18 protein-coding genes and 1 tRNA gene are annotated in these 16,314 nt (G+C 55.3%); 9 read left to right on the top strand and 10 right to left on the bottom strand.

Annotated elements, in window-relative coordinates; genetic code table 11:
* Positions 1 to 20 precede the first annotated feature (20 nt).
* From IFT57_RS16605 to IFT57_RS16585, 5 genes are all read left to right on the top strand, one after another.
* Positions 21 to 287: a hypothetical protein gene (locus IFT57_RS16605; protein WP_003317536.1), complete on the top strand. Its 267-nt coding sequence runs from the start codon at positions 21 to 23 to the stop codon at positions 285 to 287.
* Positions 288 to 381: 94 nt separating this feature from the next.
* A complete protein-coding gene (locus IFT57_RS16600; RefSeq protein WP_003317535.1) occupies positions 382 to 723 on the top strand; it encodes a hypothetical protein in 342 nt (113 codons plus the stop codon).
* 73 nt (positions 724 to 796) lie between these two features.
* Positions 797 to 2,080, top strand: a complete 1,284-nt coding sequence (gene eno / locus IFT57_RS16595) for a phosphopyruvate hydratase (protein WP_056843725.1) — start codon at positions 797 to 799, stop codon at positions 2,078 to 2,080.
* 115 nt (positions 2,081 to 2,195) lie between these two features.
* Positions 2,196 to 2,741, top strand: coding sequence for an inorganic diphosphatase (gene ppa, locus IFT57_RS16590; protein WP_003317533.1), 546 nt, complete (start codon positions 2,196 to 2,198; stop codon positions 2,739 to 2,741).
* Entirely contained in the window at positions 2,741 to 3,343 is a 603-nt protein-coding gene (locus IFT57_RS16585) for a uracil-DNA glycosylase (RefSeq protein ID WP_056843726.1), read from the top strand. The genes ppa and IFT57_RS16585 overlap by 1 nt, the downstream gene beginning before the upstream one ends.
* A gap of 8 nt (positions 3,344 to 3,351) precedes the next feature.
* On the opposite strand, the gene IFT57_RS16580 is transcribed toward IFT57_RS16585, so the two are convergent.
* Positions 3,352 to 4,521 (bottom strand): TDT family transporter, encoded by a 1,170-nt coding sequence (locus IFT57_RS16580; RefSeq protein WP_010428856.1) that lies wholly within the window; start codon positions 4,519 to 4,521, stop codon positions 3,352 to 3,354.
* A 117-nt stretch (positions 4,522 to 4,638) separates the two neighbouring features.
* On the opposite strand from IFT57_RS16580, the gene IFT57_RS16575 reads away from it, so the two are divergent.
* The 4 genes from IFT57_RS16575 (at position 4,639) to IFT57_RS16560 (ending at position 8,082) form a co-directional block, all read left to right on the top strand.
* Positions 4,639 to 5,535, top strand: coding sequence for a LysR family transcriptional regulator (locus IFT57_RS16575; protein WP_056843727.1), 897 nt, complete (start codon positions 4,639 to 4,641; stop codon positions 5,533 to 5,535).
* Between the two features lie 157 nt (positions 5,536 to 5,692).
* Positions 5,693 to 6,685 (top strand): beta-propeller fold lactonase family protein, encoded by a 993-nt coding sequence (locus IFT57_RS16570; RefSeq protein ID WP_056843728.1) that lies wholly within the window; start codon positions 5,693 to 5,695, stop codon positions 6,683 to 6,685.
* Positions 6,686 to 7,014: 329 nt separating this feature from the next.
* Positions 7,015 to 7,395 carry a COG4315 family predicted lipoprotein gene (locus tag IFT57_RS16565; protein ID WP_010924793.1) on the top strand — a complete coding sequence of 127 codons (381 nt, stop codon included), beginning with the start codon at positions 7,015 to 7,017 and terminating at the stop codon, positions 7,393 to 7,395.
* A gap of 495 nt (positions 7,396 to 7,890) precedes the next feature.
* Positions 7,891 to 8,082 carry a hypothetical protein gene (locus IFT57_RS16560; RefSeq protein WP_199868956.1) on the top strand — a complete coding sequence of 64 codons (192 nt, stop codon included), beginning with the start codon at positions 7,891 to 7,893 and terminating at the stop codon, positions 8,080 to 8,082.
* 28 nt (positions 8,083 to 8,110) lie between these two features.
* Here IFT57_RS16560 and IFT57_RS16555 read toward each other — a convergent pair whose 3' ends face one another.
* From IFT57_RS16555 to ispE, 9 genes are all read right to left on the bottom strand, one after another.
* Positions 8,111 to 9,073, bottom strand: coding sequence for a tyrosine-type recombinase/integrase (locus IFT57_RS16555; RefSeq protein ID WP_056843729.1), 963 nt, complete (start codon positions 9,071 to 9,073; stop codon positions 8,111 to 8,113).
* Positions 9,074 to 9,584: 511 nt separating this feature from the next.
* Positions 9,585 to 10,445, bottom strand: coding sequence for a hypothetical protein (locus IFT57_RS16550; RefSeq protein WP_192152090.1), 861 nt, complete (start codon positions 10,443 to 10,445; stop codon positions 9,585 to 9,587).
* A complete protein-coding gene (locus tag IFT57_RS16545; RefSeq protein WP_192152089.1) occupies positions 10,442 to 11,611 on the bottom strand; it encodes a tyrosine-type recombinase/integrase in 1,170 nt (389 codons plus the stop codon). The genes IFT57_RS16550 and IFT57_RS16545 overlap by 4 nt, the downstream gene beginning before the upstream one ends.
* A 212-nt stretch (positions 11,612 to 11,823) precedes the next feature.
* The gene (gene ychF, locus IFT57_RS16540; protein WP_122475237.1) at positions 11,824 to 12,924 is read right to left on the bottom strand and encodes a redox-regulated ATPase YchF; all 1,101 of its coding nucleotides are present in this window, start codon (positions 12,922 to 12,924) and stop codon (positions 11,824 to 11,826) included.
* A gap of 21 nt (positions 12,925 to 12,945) precedes the next feature.
* Positions 12,946 to 13,530, bottom strand: a complete 585-nt coding sequence (gene pth, locus IFT57_RS16535; protein WP_043192904.1) for an aminoacyl-tRNA hydrolase — start codon at positions 13,528 to 13,530, stop codon at positions 12,946 to 12,948.
* A 73-nt stretch (positions 13,531 to 13,603) separates the two neighbouring features.
* Positions 13,604 to 14,209, bottom strand: coding sequence for a 50S ribosomal protein L25/general stress protein Ctc (locus IFT57_RS16530; RefSeq protein WP_122475235.1), 606 nt, complete (start codon positions 14,207 to 14,209; stop codon positions 13,604 to 13,606).
* A gap of 138 nt (positions 14,210 to 14,347) precedes the next feature.
* Entirely contained in the window at positions 14,348 to 15,289 is a 942-nt protein-coding gene (locus IFT57_RS16525) for a ribose-phosphate pyrophosphokinase (protein WP_043192909.1), read from the bottom strand.
* A 47-nt stretch (positions 15,290 to 15,336) separates the two neighbouring features.
* Positions 15,337 to 15,411: transfer RNA gene (locus IFT57_RS16520), tRNA-Gln, on the bottom strand.
* Between the two features lie 53 nt (positions 15,412 to 15,464).
* Positions 15,465 to 16,310 carry a 4-(cytidine 5'-diphospho)-2-C-methyl-D-erythritol kinase gene (ispE, locus tag IFT57_RS16515; protein ID WP_192152227.1) on the bottom strand — a complete coding sequence of 282 codons (846 nt, stop codon included), beginning with the start codon at positions 16,308 to 16,310 and terminating at the stop codon, positions 15,465 to 15,467.
* Positions 16,311 to 16,314 lie beyond the last annotated feature (4 nt).

Raw genomic sequence — 16,314 nt, 5'->3', positions numbered from 1 at the left:
CAATAAAAAGGATAAACGCCATGTACCGAGTTTATAACCTACGTCCACAGCCAGCCCCCGCTAACTGGGCTCATGACAACAGGCAGCTCCTCGTAGGACTGGTTTTTTGGTCGCTTTTTCTGGCGGGCATCGCAGACAATCAAAAGATTTCGAGCGAGGGGTGGTACGTCGTCACCCCGCTCGAAGGCGCATTAGTCACGATGCGTATGCCCAGTGAAAAGTCCTGCAAGGCCGACGTAGCCCAGACCTGCGTACCGGGCTACGAGCTGAGAGCACAGCAACATTGAGCGCGATGGCGGTTGGCAATCCAAAGATGAGATCGCGAAATGGAGCTCACCGACGTCGGCTCATCAAAATCATTTTAGAGAATTGGGAGACCACATGAGCGCAGTGACGCTGAGCATCGTATTCGGGCTTGTGATGGGCAGGTTTTTCACAGGATCCGTCTATGAGTTCGCCGCGCTTTTCATCGTAAGCGTTGGAGTGTCCTTGCTGACCTTTCATCTGCTAAATCAAAGGCGCGTCAGGCTACAAGCCCAGACGGCGTATTGCTGCTCTGTAATGGTTGCTTCAAACCAAATGATGGAGCTTTTCCAGATGGCAAAAAGAGGGCAGTTCATGCCCTTGGTGGGAGAGATTCCTGAACTAATTATTGGAGGCTTCTTGGTTCCCGCAATTGCGGTGTCGGCAGTGCAGCTGTTCAGGATACTCATGGAGAGCTGACGTCCGACATAGAGGCCTCTCAACGGATTCAAATGGTTAATGACGCTCCCGAATCGTTACTTGGAGAAGATCAATGAAAACGCAAATCCAGGCCATTCATGCACGTGAAATTCTCGATTCACGCGGTAACCCTACCGTTGAAGTCGACGTCACCTTGGAGTGCGGCGCCATGGGCCGGGCTTCAGTACCGTCCGGTGCCTCTACAGGCGCTCACGAAGCAGTTGAGTTGCGTGACAAAGATACACAGCGGTACTCCGGCAAGGGAGTGTTAAAGGCCGTTAGCAATGTGAATACCGAAATACTTGAGTCTCTGAGGGGCATGAATGCGATTGACCAGGAACAAATTGATCATTTTATGATTAAGCTGGATGGAACCTCTGATAAATCCAGGCTTGGAGGAAACGCGATCTTGGGCGTGAGCCTCGCCGTTGCCAGAGCGGCGGCTTCTGCGCTGAACTTGCCCTTGTTCCAATATCTGGGCGGCGAGCAAGCAGCAAGAATGCCCGTCCCGATGTTCAATATTCTCAATGGAGGTGTCCACGCCAACTGGCAAGGCCCTGACTTTCAGGAATTCATGATTGCACCTACAGGGGCTGGCAGTTTCAAGGAAGCCTTGCGATGGGGCGCCGAGGTGTACCACGAGCTGAAAGCGGTGCTTAAGGACGTCGGCTATTCAACTGCGGTCGGAGATGAGGGCGGCTTTGCGCCGGCACTCAAGAAAAACTCAGACGCCATTGAGCTGATCATCAAGGCAATCGAAAGGGCTGGTTACGCGCCTGGATCTCAGATCGAGATCGCTATCGATCCAGCATCCAGCGGCTTCTATGAAAACAGGCTTTACCATCTGCGCTCTGAGGGTCGTAAGGTCGATGCTCAAGAGCTGATTAGTCTCTATTCCTCCTGGGTCGACAAGTATCCGATTGCGGTACTGGAAGATGGCCTCGCGGAAGACGATTGGTCAGGTTGGAAGCTATTGAATGCTGCTCTGGGTGACCGGATCGAGTTGGTTGGAGATGACCTATTTGTCACCAATGTCGAACGGATTCAGCGAGGCATCACAGAAAACGTCGCCAATGCCGTATTGATCAAACCTAATCAAATCGGAACGCTGACTGAGACCAAAGCCGCCATCGAAATGGCCTATGGGGCAAATTGGGGGGCGATGGTTTCTCATCGTAGCGGGGAGACGGTGGACAGCTCCATCGCTGATCTGACTGTCGCGATGGGGACTGGCCATCTCAAGACAGGAGCTCCATGCCGGGGGGAGCGGGTCGAGAAATACAATCAGTTTCTGCGAATAGAAGAGTATCTTGGCAGCCGTGCGTTTTATGCAGGACATGATGCATTCGTGCGCTGACGGCCTATCGCCGGTAAACCTGTTGGACTGGTGACCGTAAAAAAACGAACCACGTATAGCTGTTGGCAAAAACGTCAGTGGCATTGGCCTTTCCTAGACGCTTGGAGATATGAGCATGAGCTACACGGATATTCCAGCTGGTAACGCGATCCCCGATGACTTCTTCACCGTTATCGAGATTCCTGCAAACCACTCGCCGATCAAGTACGAGGTGGACAAGCCAAGTGGACAGATCTTCGTTGATCGCTTCCTCAGCACGCCGATGTTCTACCCGGCTAACTACGGGTTCATTCCAAATACCTTGAGCGATGACGGCGATCCTTTGGACGTCCTCGTGATTTGCCCTTACCCGGTATCACCTGGCGTTGTCATCCGCAGTCGCCCAGTAGGTGTGATGTACATGACGGACGAAGCTGGTGCGGATGCCAAGGTAATCGCAGTGCCTCATGAAAAACTCAGCTCTATGTACAGCAATGTAAAGGAATGCTCTGACCTCCCTGCGTTACTCCTCGCACAGATTCAGCACTTCTTCGAAAACTACAAAGCGTTAGAGCCGGGTAAGTGGGTGAAAATGGGCCGCTGGGGGAGCGCAGACGAAGCGCGGGAAGATATTCGTAAATCGGTAGCGGCCTATAACCTGAAGAAGGAGGCTTCCAAGTAGTGTTACTCAATCAGAAGAGCGCAGAGCAGGAAATTTCTCTGAAGGCAAGAGAAGACTTTTTGCTGCTGCCGAAAACTGCTGAATTGACGCGCTGGGTAATGGCCCAGTCCACGGGCGAAAGAACATTACCGTATTTCGATCCACTGGATGGCGGCGTCTTCGCAAGGGTATTGATCTTGTTGGAATCGCCCGCTCGAACGGTCAGTCTTCCACGGTATGTCTCAAGAGACAATCCGGGGCCTGCACAACGCAACCTGAAAGGTTTCATTGAGCAGGTTGGACTGGCACGTCACAAAACCGTCCTTTGGAATTTGTACCCTTGGTTACCAGATCTCGATAAGCCCAAGGGTCCGCTCCGCAGAGCGCAAATTGAGGAAGGTATCGAGATGCTGATCACGCTACTGACGCTTTTCCCTGATCTCGTCACTATCGTGTTTGCCGGACGTGTTGCCCAGAAAGCCATACCGCGTGTTCGGCTCGCCTTCCCTAATTTTTCATTGCTGGAAATGCCACACCCAAGTCCCCTTTCTGTTTGCACTCACCCGAATGTTAGGCAGCGCATTTTGTCCACACTGCGTCACGCCAAACAGTCGATCAAGTAGCCAAAGGCTCAGGTTTTGCTCGCCTTGCTCAGCGAGTGGATACACGGCGAGACGAACAAGTTGCCGCGATAGGCACCAGCCAGGGTTTTAGCCGCGACGATCATCCACATGACAGTCAGCATCAACACCAGCACCACGCCAAAGAAGCTAAAGAACGTGAGGTGCAGCATAGAGCCCAATTTGAGGGTTGTTACGGCGTACACTCCCAGCGGAAAGGTGAAGCCCCACCAGCCGAGGTTGAAGGGAATGCCCTCCCTGAAGTAGCGCCCGGTAATTAGCAGCGCCAATACCATCCACCACAATCCCAGCCCCCAGAACAGCACACCACCGATCAAGCCAATGCCCTCGGCTACGCCGCCGATGCTTGCCATTCCATGAGCAGCAAAGATTGCTGGAGCATCGTTGCCCAGCAGCAACATCCCCAAAGCCCCGGTACCGATCGGCCCTAAAGACAGCCAGCTCGATGCTGCCATGCTTTCATGAGGTAGTTTGTGCAGCGCCATGCGCAGTAACAGGATCACCAGTATGCTCAAGGCGACGGGCACCGAGTAGGCCCACAGCACGTAGCTGGTGATGAGCATGGTGAACTGTGCGCTCGCATCAGCGAGGTGCGGAGCCAATAGACCGCCACTGGCGGCAGCCACCTCAGCCGCAACTACTGGCAGCAGCCATACCGCTGTCATCTGATCAATGCTGTGCTGCTGGCGAGTAAACATCATATACGGGATCAGCACCCCGCAGGCCAATGCCATGGTGACATCGATCCACCACAACACTTCGGCTAAAGCGACTACCCCACCCCCCCAGCGTGGCAAACCATAAAGGAGAAAACCGTTGATGATGGTCGCCAATCCCATGGGGATAGTTCCAAAAAACATCGATACAGTGGAGTGGCCGAAGATCTGTTTGGCCTCATCGAAGAACAATACCCAACGGCTCGCGTACATCAGCGTAAACAGGCAAAACAGCACGATATTAAAAAACCACAAGGCTTCCCCTAACGCTTTGGGCCACTGCGCAACAAAGGGCAGTTGGCCCAGAGCCAGCGCCAGAATCCCGGTGCCCATCGTGGCGGCGAACCAGTTGGGTGTGAACTGCCGGATCGCTTCTCGTGGATTGGACAAAGCCGCCAGTGGATGGCTGCCGCCCATTATAGCTGCGAGTCGTGTCTCACTCATTTTCGCGCTCCCGCTTCAGTGTGCCTTCGATATGACATGGTTGAAGTATAGCTTGATGGGAATAGCGGTAAAAACGGATAGTATAGGTTTATATGACCTATTAAGAAGGTAGATTACTTGAAGCTAAGCCTACGCCAGCTACAAATTTTCTGCGCCGTCGCGCAGCACGGTAGCACCACCAGCGCCGCCATTTCGGTGTCACTGTCCCAATCTGCAACCAGCGCCGCACTGAACGAGTTGGAAAGCGCCTTGGATACCAGGCTGTTCGACCGTGTAGGCAAGCGTTTAGTGCTGAACGATAACGGCCATGCCTTACTGCCTCAAGCCAGAAGGATGCTTGAGAATGCACAACAGATAGAGGCCAGTTTCTTACCCGGCCATGCCGGGCTGAAGACACGCTTGCGGGTAGGATGCAGTACCACGATAGGCAATTATGTTCTGCCATTGATTCTCGGTGAGCTACGTCAATCAACACCACATTTGAGGGTCGATGTCGACATGGCCAACAGCATGGCTATCGCAAGAAGAGTCGCTGATTTCGAGATTGATATGGGCCTGATCGAGGGGCCTTGCCACCTGCCCGAACTCAGTGCCGAGCCTTGGCTAATTGATGAGTTGCTTATTGTCGCAGGCCAACGGCACCCCTTGGCACTAAAGCAGCAGGTCACACTTGATGATCTTCGTACCGCTGAATGGCTACTGCGCGAGCCAGGTTCTGGTACCCGTGAAGAAGTCGAACAATTGCTGCTGCGTCATTTGCACGATCTCGCCGAAACGCGCCAGATCGGCAGTTCAGAGGCCATCAAGCATACCCTCGCACAAGGCATCGGCATCAGTTGCCTGTCCCGCTGGGTCGTTCGGGATCTACTGGCCTCTGAAGTCTTGGTTGAACTGCCGCACGCGTTGCCTGCACTGACCCGACGTTTTTTTCTGATCCGCCACCGGGACAAATACATCTCGCCTGGGCTTGAGCGATTCTGGGAAAAATGCAGTCAATTCGTGAGCCAGGAATAGCTGGACCTATTTATAAAACAGGTAAGAGCTACCAAAACAAGTTGTTTCCGGAATTTATCAACGACGCATAAAGTCAACTCATTGCCCTGCAGCGATGAACGAGTTGTATATGCCAAGGCGCGACTGGGTGCCTTGCTTACCCTATGAGGAAATTCTGATGAATGTGATAAAGAAAACCGTCACAGCCCTGACGTTGGGTGTTGCGTTGGCCGCATCGATGAGCGCGTGGGCCGCGCAAGATCGCTGGACGTTTGACGGCGATATTCACAACAACTCGCTGGCCGTCAGCCCTGATGAAACGACGGCGGTGGTCTCTTACAGTCAGCGTCCAGATGTAGTGGTTTATGATTTGAAAACCGGTAAGGTTCGCCAGGTTCTCACCGGCTACGTCACGCCGCGAAATATTGTGTTTTCGCCAACTGGCGATGTGTTCTACCTCTCCGACAGCAGTTTGGGGGTCGTGCGCAAGATTGACACCAAGACTTTAAAAGTGATCGCAAATATTCCGTTGGGCGCAGGTGCTTTTGGTACCACACTCAGCAAGGACGGAAGCCTGCTCTACGTCAACAATGAAGCGGCCAGCACGCTGTCGGTCATTGACCTTGATCACCAGCGGCCAGTAGCTGTGGTACCTGGCTTCTCCCAACCGCGCCAGGGCATCCGAGTAAGTCCTGACGGCAAAACCGTCTATGTCACCAACTTTCTTGGGGACAAAATTACCTTGGTCGACAGCAAGACCAATACGATTGAAGGTGAGATCACTGGCTTCAACAAGTTGCGCGCCATCTCCATATCGGCGGACGGCAATACGCTGTACGCGGCTAACAGCGGCAGTAACAGCATCGCAGTTGTCGACACTCAAAAACGCGCCATCACAACCACCGTCATGGTTGGCAAAGACCCCTACGGCGCAGCCCTCACTCCAGACGGGCTGCACGTCTACTCGGGTAACCTCGGTGACAACAGCCTTTCAGTGATCGACACCAAAACGCTGAAAGTGACCACCACTGTGACCGGTTTGAAGGCACCCCGCCAGGCCATTGTCTTCACCAAAGACAAGTCGAAGGCGTATGTCCTCAATGAGGACTTGAGTATCTCCACAGTCGATCTCGCCAGCAACAAGGTGGTGTCGACGCTCAAGGCCGACTGATTGAACAGCGCAGGCCTTCATGGGGGCCTGCTGATACTCCACGACCAAGTGAATAATAATGAGTGAAAATGATGAGTCCTGGATGATGGATCGCCGTCGCTCATTGAGATGAGCCAGTGATGCGTGACCGTGAGCGTCGCTTTGCTCAATTGAGGAAGGCATAGGGTCCGGGGGGGGGGGGAGCCCAGCATTCCAGCAAAAAATGATATCGGGACGTTTTTTCTACGGAATCGAATTAACCTGTTTGTGGCTCGTCTACTGTCTGATCGCTTGCCGTTTCAAAAGCAGGTGGGTCTTTTAAAAATTAAAAATGACCAAAGGAAATACATATGTTCAAAAAGATGATTCTCACCGTCGCTGTTGCCGCCAGCTGCATGTCGGGTTTGGCGCTCGCCGATGCGCCAGTCAAGCTTGCTGAAACGGACAAGGGAAAAGTACTCGTAGACGTGAAAGGAATGACTCTTTATACCTTCGGTAAGGACACCTCGGGCAAGTCGGTCTGCAATGGGCCATGCGCTTCAAACTGGCCACCTTTACCGGTATCCGCAGACGCGAAAGCGGGTCATGATTACTCTGTCGTCACTCGAGACGATGGCACAAAACAATGGGCATACAAAGGCATGCCACTTTACAGCTGGGTCAAAGATACCAAGCCAGGGGATACAACCGGTGACGGCGTCAACCAGGTCTGGCACGTTGCCAAGCCGTAACGTCAAATAATTAATAGGCTGGCTTACGCCACTGGCTTCGTCAGTGGCGCAAACCAGAAGAATACACACCTGATATTTTCGCCAACATGTAGCCGCCGCGCCTCATAAATCTTTGATGGATCATTTCAACGAAAAATGGGGCCGAGGTACGGTACACCTTGGACGTATTCCCGTAACGCCAGCCTGAGGATTTCGTTTGGCCGGGAGTCTGTGACGATGCGCATGGTGGTTCCATCCAGCCGCTAGTGGACCGATATTCTGAGGCAACGCCAATTAGAACGGTAGGGCATCGTAGATATGCGGGCGAAGGTCTGCTTATGGCCGAAAGCTGCCGTTAATAAGCCGACCAACAGGCGTCGCTTTATTGGTTGGTGCGCATAGCTTACAACTCAAACAAGGGTATGGTTTTGGGCGTATCAAACCGGCCCGCACAGCGCTACTTTCAGCATCTAACAAACGTACGCTGAGGAGTCGAAACAGTGGAGACTGAACGAGGTGTTGAGGAATGGAACGGTCGATGGTCGATCGTTGCCGGACGTGCTGTATGCACTGGCTGCATGGAAAGCCAAGCGCTGGAAGACTGCGAAAGCCCCTTTCTACATGCCGACACCTGTCCAGCCAGCGATGTGGAAGGTCATCATCCAAGGGGCAGCGTTGCACCACATCCTCGGCAGTGCGCGTGGGTGAGCTGCCGCTTAGGCCTCGATCACTTCAATTAATACTTCACTTTATAGGTGGGTGAATCCTCCGGCCGGTTCTCCCGCCGATCGTAGATCTTGGTCGTGCTGATGTTGGCATGACCCAGCCAGGCCTGGACCTTGGCGATATCGGCTTCATGCTCCAAGGCGTTGGTGGCTGCCGTTGCTCGGAGTCCATGAACCCCAAGGCCTTCGACCTCAATCCCAGCCATCTTCGCGTAGGCCGCCACCACGGTGTAGATGCCGTTGGCCGTAATGCCGGCACCGGTCAACTTGCCGCGCAGTGGGATGAAGACCGGCACCTTCCTGTCCGCCAAATGATGCCCTGAGCTCTCCAGGTACTGGTGAATGCGTCCAGCCGCCACCGGGTGCAACGGCAGGTAGCGCACCTTGCCGCCCTTGCCATGCACCTTCAAATGCTGAATTCCGCGGCGATCCTGAATGTCGCTCACCTGCAGCAGCGCCGCTTCTTCGCGGCGCAGCCCGTGATAAAGAAGAACAGCCAATAGCGCCCGGTCGCGTTGCCCTTTGAGGGTCGTTTCATCCGGGGCTTCGAGCAGCGCTTTGGCCTGGTGATCGCCCAATGCCGGAGTCTTGCCTTCGTTGCTTTCGATCTTCGGGCGTTTCACGCCGTGCACGGGATTGCCCCCGGCGATCGCATTGCTCTCCAGGAGGTGATCAAAGAGGCTGGCCAGCGCCGCCAATTTGCGCCGGATTGTGGCGCCCGCCAGACCGCGATGCTCGAGCTGAGCGCGCCAAGCCAAAACATGTGATCGGGTGACGACGCGAAATTCATCGGCCGAAGCCAATCCGACAAAACCGCAGAAGTCTTCCAGGTCATTTTGGTAGGCACGTCGTGTCCGAGGATTGTCCAGGTTGGCAAACCACTCGACCGCGGCCGGAACTTGGGCCAGCGTCTGAAATTCGACCGACGTGAGCCGACGCTGATCATTCTGATGGGCACTGGTCAGTTCCTGCATATATTTCTCATCATTGGCTCACCGGCGATCGTTGGCCACGTCTTTGGTCACGAAAGCAACGTCAAGTATGGAAGCCGCCTTCGAAACCGATAAACGGCAATAATTGGTGATAACCCATTTTATCGGCAGTTATCTAGAGCAGTACAGGTTCGCTAAGGTAGTGGTTACCGGTATCTGAAAGAGCTGCTTCTGGCCGCTTTTGTTAAAAAGTCGGCTTTCTCAATTTCAAGAATCTGATAAGTGAAGGACCCAGTTTTGCTTGCTGTTACGTGAAATCTGGGGCCGAATGACCTATGCGATGTTTAAAGATTTCAATCTCATGCGGGTAATCTCCGCTTTGAGAACTGGTTTTGGTGATACACAAATTGCCCTTTTGAGCGGGCCCTCAGGTTGCGCGAGCCATGAGTTCGGATCTGCGCCTGAACGCTATCGCTCACGCATGAGCTATGGTTGGTTCAAATAGGTGAGCTGCCAAGATCTGCAAGTGGGTCTCAGACCGGACGAAGGCCCTTCACTCGCAGGGTGGAGGTAGAGTCTCCTTTGGAATGAAATTGGGTAGCTCCGCAAGCAGCTTTAACGAGTCACTTACGCTTGTCTTGAGCGAAATTTCATAGTGTTCGCACTCCTCATAAGCGTCATCCGCGGTGCCATAGGTATGGACAACAGCATGTTGGGTAATTTTGCGTAATGATCGAAGTGCAGTGTTCGCATGTGTGAACGAGCGTGCCGAAGGTGTTCCCGAAAACTCAAAAATGGCTGCCAAACAGATCACAGCGTCAGATGGCACCGGAAGCCGCCTGTTTTTGCTTTCCGATCCACCATTTGCTACCTGTACGTTGGACCAGCCCATCGAGTGGCATAGGCGGACGAACTCCAGCGATGTCCACCGTTCAGCAGCCTGAGACCGACGGCCACGACTTCGCGCACTGGAAGCGCCATTGGCAGCTTTTTGGATGGCTTCCAACTCTTGGATTTGGAGCCGCTCCATGATCGATAAGTGCGGTGAAGGGGTTAAGCAATGCTGCCGAAGGGTCTCCTCAGTCTCACCGCTTTGGCGATTAGTGATATGTATTAACGCCTCAATTCCATCTGGATCCAGCGTTTGTAGTGCGATCTGAAGGTCTGAGCATGCACGTGCAATATTTTGAAGCGCAGGACCTCTAGCTTGCTTCAACTTCTCATGTTCTTTTAGTCGGGTGTAGTCGGCCGCAAGTTGTAATATTTGCATGCAGAATGGCTGGAGTTGGCCAATGGTGGGCAATCCGGCTTCACGACGTTTGTAGGCGATCCCGGCCACGATATTGATCAACTTAGCCTCTTGCTTGCTCAAGCTGCTGGCAAAACCCTCGGGTAGATATCGCGGCTCGTTCATTCCTTACTCCAGGCGTCAAGGTGATCTGCCCAATCCTGCATCATCGAGCGTCGTTCGTCGAAGTATGTCGCATGGTTATAGGCTCGACGAACGTTGTTCTGGTCAGCGTGAGCAAGTTGAGCTTCGATGGCATCGGGTCTGTATCCGAGCTCATTTAGCCGAGTACTGCCAGTCGTCCGCGTACCATGGGGGCTGTATTTGCCGCTCCACCCTAACACCTTCAAAGCCTGACGCATCGATGCGACGGCCATTGGCATTTGCCGATTATCTCGGCCGGGGAATAAATGCGTCCGGTTGCCAGTGATGCCGTTAAGTACGTTGAGCATTTGGATTGCTTGGTGGGGCAGGGGAACAATGTGTTCCTTTCGTGCTTTCATTCTCCGTGAAGGTACTCGCCAAATCGCTGCTTCAAGATCAAACTCCTCCCATTCGGCTTCGGCTACCTCGCTGGGCCGCCCTAGCGTCCACCACATCAGTCGGATGCAGTAATTGAGCTGGAAGCTGCAACGGTGGTTGTCAAAATCACGTAATAGCTTGCCGATCTGATCCGTGGTTAGGGCAGTCTTATGCTGTGTTTTGTTGGTGGGTAGTGCTTTACGAACCGGCCAGACTGGATCGCTATCGGCTCGGAGCGTGGCGACGGCATATTCAAATACCGCAGACATGGTGCGACGAGCCTCTGCTGCTACGCTCGGAGCGCCGCGCTTGAATGTTGACTGGAGGATGTTAAGTATCTGAGCTGAGGTAACCTCGCGGACAGGAAGTTTTCCAATGTTGGGAAACACCACTCGCTCCAACATATCGAGGCGTCGATTTTTGGTGATGTCCTCCCAGTCTTTGGTCTGCAACCACTCTTTGGCTATGACATCAAACGTATTGGTCGCTTCGTTTGCTTGCCTAACCCGGTCGAGCTGCCTTTGGCGGGCTGGATTTACGCCCTCCTTGACCAGCTTGCGTGCCGCTTCACTTCGTTCTCTTGCTTCTGACAGCCTCACGGTTGGGTAATCGCCTAGTCCGATCATGCTGGACTTGCCATTCAGCGCAAAGCGATACCGCCATGCTTTCACGCCTGTAGGTTTGACCTCAAGGTACAGACCACGTTGGTCATTGAGCCGATATAGCTTTTCCCTCGGCTTGGCGCTGCGGCAGTGGGCATCGGTTAGCAAACTCAGGTCTCCGTGGGCTGAGAACCCACTGTACTCACCGCTTTGGTGCTTGGCAAATTCCTGTACTCAGAAACCTACTCACCTTTTGGATGGAACCGGCAGAAACAAAATGGGACGTTCTGAAACAGTAAAACCGCGCAAAGGCGCGGTTTTACTGGGGGTCGATCAATTTCTCGGTGTTTCAAAAAACACCCTGAAACTTAATATGCCGATCAGACGTTGAAGCGGAAGTGCATCACGTCACCGTCCTTGACGATGTATTCCTTGCCTTCCAGGCGCCATTTGCCCGCTTCCTTGGTCCCGGCTTCGCCGTTGTACTGGATGAAGTCGTTGTAGGCGATGACTTCGGCGCGAATGAAGCCTTTTTCGAAGTCGGTGTGGATCACGCCGGCGGCCTGTGGTGCGGTGGCGCCGATCTTCACGGTCCAGGCGCGGACTTCCTCGACGCCGGCGGTGAAGTAGGTCTGCAGGTTGAGCAGTTCGTAGCCGGCGCGGATCACCCGGTTCAGGCCGGGCTCTTCCAGGCCCAGGGCCTCGAGGAACATGTCCTTCTCTTCACCGTCGTCGAGCTCGGCGATCTCGGCTTCGATCTTGTTGCACACCGGCACCACGATCGCGCCTTCTTCTTCGGCAATCACCCGTACCACGTCCAGCAACGGGTTGTTCTCGAAGCCGTCTTCGGCAACGTTGGCGATGTACATGACTGGCTTGGTGGTCAACAGATGGAAACCGCGCACGACCGCCTTCTCGTCATTGCCCATGGTGCGCATCAGGCTGCGGGCCGGCTTGCCCAGGGTGAAGTGGGCAATCAACTGCTCCAGCAGGCCCTTTTGCACCACCGCGTCCTTGTCGCCGCCCTTGGCGTTGCGCGCAACCTTCTGCAGTTGCTTCTCGCAGCTGTCGAGGTCGGCGAAAATCAGCTCCAGGTCGATGATCTCGATGTCGCGCTTGGGGTCGACGCTGTTGGAAACGTGGATCACGTTCTCGTCTTCGAAGCAGCGCACCACGTGGGCGATGGCGTCTGTCTCGCGGATGTTGGCGAGAAACTTGTTGCCTAGCCCTTCACCCTTGGAGGCGCCGGCCACCAGGCCCGCGATGTCGACGAACTCCATGGTGGTGGGTAGCACGCGCTTGGGATTGACGATGGCAGCCAGTGCTTCCAGGCGCGCATCGGGCATCGGCACGATGCCGCTGTTGGGCTCGATGGTGCAGAACGGAAAGTTCTCGGCCGCGATCCCGGATTTGGTCAAGGCGTTGAACAGGGTGGACTTGCCGACGTTGGGCAGGCCGACGATGCCGCAGTTGAATCCCATGGTGAATCCCTCTTCGAAGAGTCAGGCCTTTTGGCTGTGCAGGTTTTTCATCGCGCGATTCCACTCGCCGGCGAAGATATCCGGCAGCACACCGAGGGCAAAATCGATACTGGCATCCAGCTTTTCCTGTTCGGCGCGCGGGGCGCGGCCAAGAACGAAATTGGACACCAACTTGCTGTCACCCGGGTGGCCGATGCCAAGCCGCAGACGGTGAAAGCCATTGTCATTGCCGAGCTGCGCGATGATGTCGCGCAGGCCGTTGTGCCCGCCGTGCCCGCCGCCCAGTTTGAGCTTGGCGACGCCGGGGGGCAGGTCGAGTTCGTCATGGGCCACCAGGATCGCTTGCGGCGGTATGCGAAAGAAATTCGCCATCGCTGCGACGGATTGACCGCTGCGGTTCATGTAGGTGGTGGGGATCAACAGACGAACGTCATGGCCCTGATGGCTGAAACGCGCCGTCAGGCCGAAATACTTGCGATCGGCTACCAGGTTCACACGATGTGCCTGGGCGATGCGCTCAACGAAAAGAGCCCCTGCGTTATGCCGGGTCTGTTCGTATTCGGGGCCGGGGTTACCCAGGCCAACGATCAGTTGTATGGCGGTCACGGCAGGGGCTCTTCCTTGTCGAGTCGTGGACGGCACCCGAGGGTGTCATCCACAGCTCGGCGCGCGAGTAAGATTACTCGGCAGCGCCTTCTTCGGTTTCTTCGTCGGCAACGATACGCGGAGCGTGAACGTTGGCAACTGCCAGGTCGGTACCATGAGCCAGTGCCACGAACTCGACGCCTTGCGGAGCCTTGAGGTCGGACAGGTGGATGATGGTGCCGATTTCAGCGTCAGCCATGTCGACTTCGATGAACTCAGGCAGGTCTTTCGGCAGGCAGGTCACTTCCAGCTCGGTCTCGGTGTGCGAGATCTCGCCGCCTTTCTTGACAGCCGGTTCCTGGTTCATGAAGTGCAGAGGCACGATGGCGGTCAGTTTCTGGCCGGCGATCACGCGTACGAAGTCAGCGTGCAGGACGTGACCCTTGGCTGGGTGACGCTGCAGTGCCTTGATCAGGACGTTCTGCTTGGTGCCACCAACGTTCAGTTCGATCACGTGGCTGAAGGCAGCCTCGTTTTCGAGCAGCTTGGCAACTTCCTTGGCCAGCATGCTGATCGACTCAGGGGCTTTTTCGCCACCGTAGACAACAGCTGGTACCAGGCTGGCGAGACGACGCAGGCGGCGGCTCGCACCTTTCCCCAGGTCGGAACGCGCTTCGGCATTCAAAGTGAAATCGTTCATGTGTTTCTCCAAAATAACCACGTTCGCCCAGCGTTTGCGACCAGCGCCAAGGCGATACGGGCAAAAAAGCCCCGGCCCGACAAGAGTGTCGGGCCGGGGCGCTTTTCGTCAGAACGGTATTCGCGAAGGGCAGGGCCCTCAGCGGAACATCGCGCTGATCGATTCTTCGTTGCTGATGCGACGCATCGCTTCGGCAACAACCGGGGCGATATCCAGTTGACGGATACGCCCGCAGGCTTGTGCGGCTGCGGAGAGCGGGATGGTGTTGGTCACCACCAGCTCGTCCAGCACGGATTTCTCGATGTTCTCGATCGCACGACCCGACAGGACCGGGTGGGTGCAATAGGCGAACACCTTGGCCGCGCCATGTTCTTTCAGGGCCTTGGCCGCATGGCACAGAGTGCCGGCGGTATCGACCATGTCGTCGACCAGGATGCAGGTACGGCCTTCGACATCACCGATGATGTGCATCACTTCGGAGTGGTTGGCCTTCTCGCGACGCTTGTCGATGATGCCCAGATCGACGCCCAGCGACTTGGCCACGGCGCGTGCACGCACCACGCCACCAATGTCGGGGGAAACGATCATCAGGTTCTCGAAGCGCTGGTCTTCGATATCGTCCACCAGAACCGGAGAACCGTAGATGTTATCGACCGGAATATCGAAGAAGCCTTGAATCTGGTCGGCGTGAAGGTCGACGGTGAGTACACGGTCGATGCCCACTACGGTCAGCATGTCGGCGACGACCTTGGCGCTGATTGCCACACGGGCAGAGCGCGGACGGCGGTCTTGACGAGCGTAACCGAAGTAGGGGATCACGGCGGTGATTCGCGAAGCCGAGGAGCGGCGGAAGGCATCAGCCATCAGCACCAGTTCCATCAGGTTATCGTTGGTCGGCGCACATGTAGGCTGGATAATGAAGACGTCTTTACCGCGAACGTTTTCATTGATCTCGGTGCTGATTTCACCATCGGAAAACTTGCTGACGGAGACATCACCGAGAGGGATATGCAGCTGACGCACAACGCGTCGAGCCAGATCGGGGTTTGAATTCCCCGCAAAGACCATCATCTTGGACACGCGCAGTACCTGCCGGCTGAGGGTATACCTGGATGAGTATAGGAAAATGGCAGGGGCGGCTGGATTCGAACCAACGCATGGCAGGATCAAAACCTGCTGCCTTACCGCTTGGCGACGCCCCTGTAGCTTGAAACTTCCGAGTGCCCAGCACTCGTTTCCTGTTACAGACTCTCTGTTACAGACTCTGTAGCTTGCGATGCAACATCGAAACGTTGCTTCCCTTTGCCACGAACCCTGTAAGGGTGTCTGCAAGAAGGTGCGAAACTCTATCAGCTTCCGCTTTGCTTGGGAAGGCCCCAAACACACAACTTCCAGTGCCTGTTAGTCGAGCTTCAGTGAATTTGCCAAGCAAATTCAGTGCGTTACGTACATCCGGGTAACGACGCTCCACTACGGGCTGGCAGTCATTACGACTGTTTCCCTCAAGAACGGGGCGCACTTTAATGGGCGCCGAGTCACGTGTCAACAACGGATCCGAAAAAATTTCCGCTGTACTTACAGAGACTTGCGGCACAAGCACGAGATACCAGGGCTGTGGCAGTTCGACCGGGGTCAGTTTCTCGCCCACGCCTTCGGCGAAGGCCGCGTGGCCGCGTACGAACACCGGCACATCGGCGCCCAGGGAAAGCCCCAGCTGCGCGAGCTGATCTTCACTGCAACCGGTCTGCCAGAGGTGGTTCAAGGCGAGCAGGGTGGTGGCGGCATCGGAGCTGCCACCGCCGATACCGCCGCCCATGGGCAGCACCTTGCGCAGCCAGATGTCGGCGCCCAGCGACGTTCCGGTCAGTGCCTGCAGCTGTCGCGCGGCCTTGACGATGAGGTTGCTGTCGTGGGGTACGTCGGCTATCTCGGTATGCAGCCGCAGCACGCCGTCGTCGCGCAGGGCGAAATCCAGTTCATCGCCGTGGTCGAGAAACTGGAACAGGGTCTGCAGCTCGTGATAACCATCCGCGCGCCGGCCGAGGATGTGCAGCATCAGGTTGAGCTTGGCCGGCGCCGGCAGGGTCAGTACGGGGTTCATGGAA

Origin of the sequence: Pseudomonas sp. CFBP 13719 (assembly GCF_014842095.1) — a bacterium.
Classification (GTDB): domain Bacteria; phylum Pseudomonadota; class Gammaproteobacteria; order Pseudomonadales; family Pseudomonadaceae; genus Aquipseudomonas.
This window is presented reverse-complemented; position numbering and strand designations above follow the sequence as displayed.

Coding starts and splice junctions, on each gene's coding strand:
- IFT57_RS16580 (WP_010428856.1), bottom strand. CDS start 4,521: ATGAGTGAGACACGACTCGCAGCTATAATGGGCGGCAGCCATCCACTG.
- ychF (WP_122475237.1), bottom strand. CDS start 12,924: ATGGGATTCAACTGCGGCATCGTCGGCCTGCCCAACGTCGGCAAGTCC.
- IFT57_RS16530 (WP_122475235.1), bottom strand. CDS start 14,209: ATGAACGATTTCACTTTGAATGCCGAAGCGCGTTCCGACCTGGGGAAA.
- IFT57_RS16555 (WP_056843729.1), bottom strand. CDS start 9,073: ATGCAGGAACTGACCAGTGCCCATCAGAATGATCAGCGTCGGCTCACG.
- IFT57_RS16600 (WP_003317535.1), top strand. CDS start 382: ATGAGCGCAGTGACGCTGAGCATCGTATTCGGGCTTGTGATGGGCAGG.
- IFT57_RS16550 (WP_192152090.1), bottom strand. CDS start 10,445: ATGAACGAGCCGCGATATCTACCCGAGGGTTTTGCCAGCAGCTTGAGC.
- IFT57_RS16570 (WP_056843728.1), top strand. CDS start 5,693: ATGAATGTGATAAAGAAAACCGTCACAGCCCTGACGTTGGGTGTTGCG.
- IFT57_RS16565 (WP_010924793.1), top strand. CDS start 7,015: ATGTTCAAAAAGATGATTCTCACCGTCGCTGTTGCCGCCAGCTGCATG.
- ispE (WP_192152227.1), bottom strand. CDS start 16,310: ATGAACCCCGTACTGACCCTGCCGGCGCCGGCCAAGCTCAACCTGATG.
- eno (WP_056843725.1), top strand. CDS start 797: ATGAAAACGCAAATCCAGGCCATTCATGCACGTGAAATTCTCGATTCA.
- IFT57_RS16605 (WP_003317536.1), top strand. CDS start 21: ATGTACCGAGTTTATAACCTACGTCCACAGCCAGCCCCCGCTAACTGG.
- ppa (WP_003317533.1), top strand. CDS start 2,196: ATGAGCTACACGGATATTCCAGCTGGTAACGCGATCCCCGATGACTTC.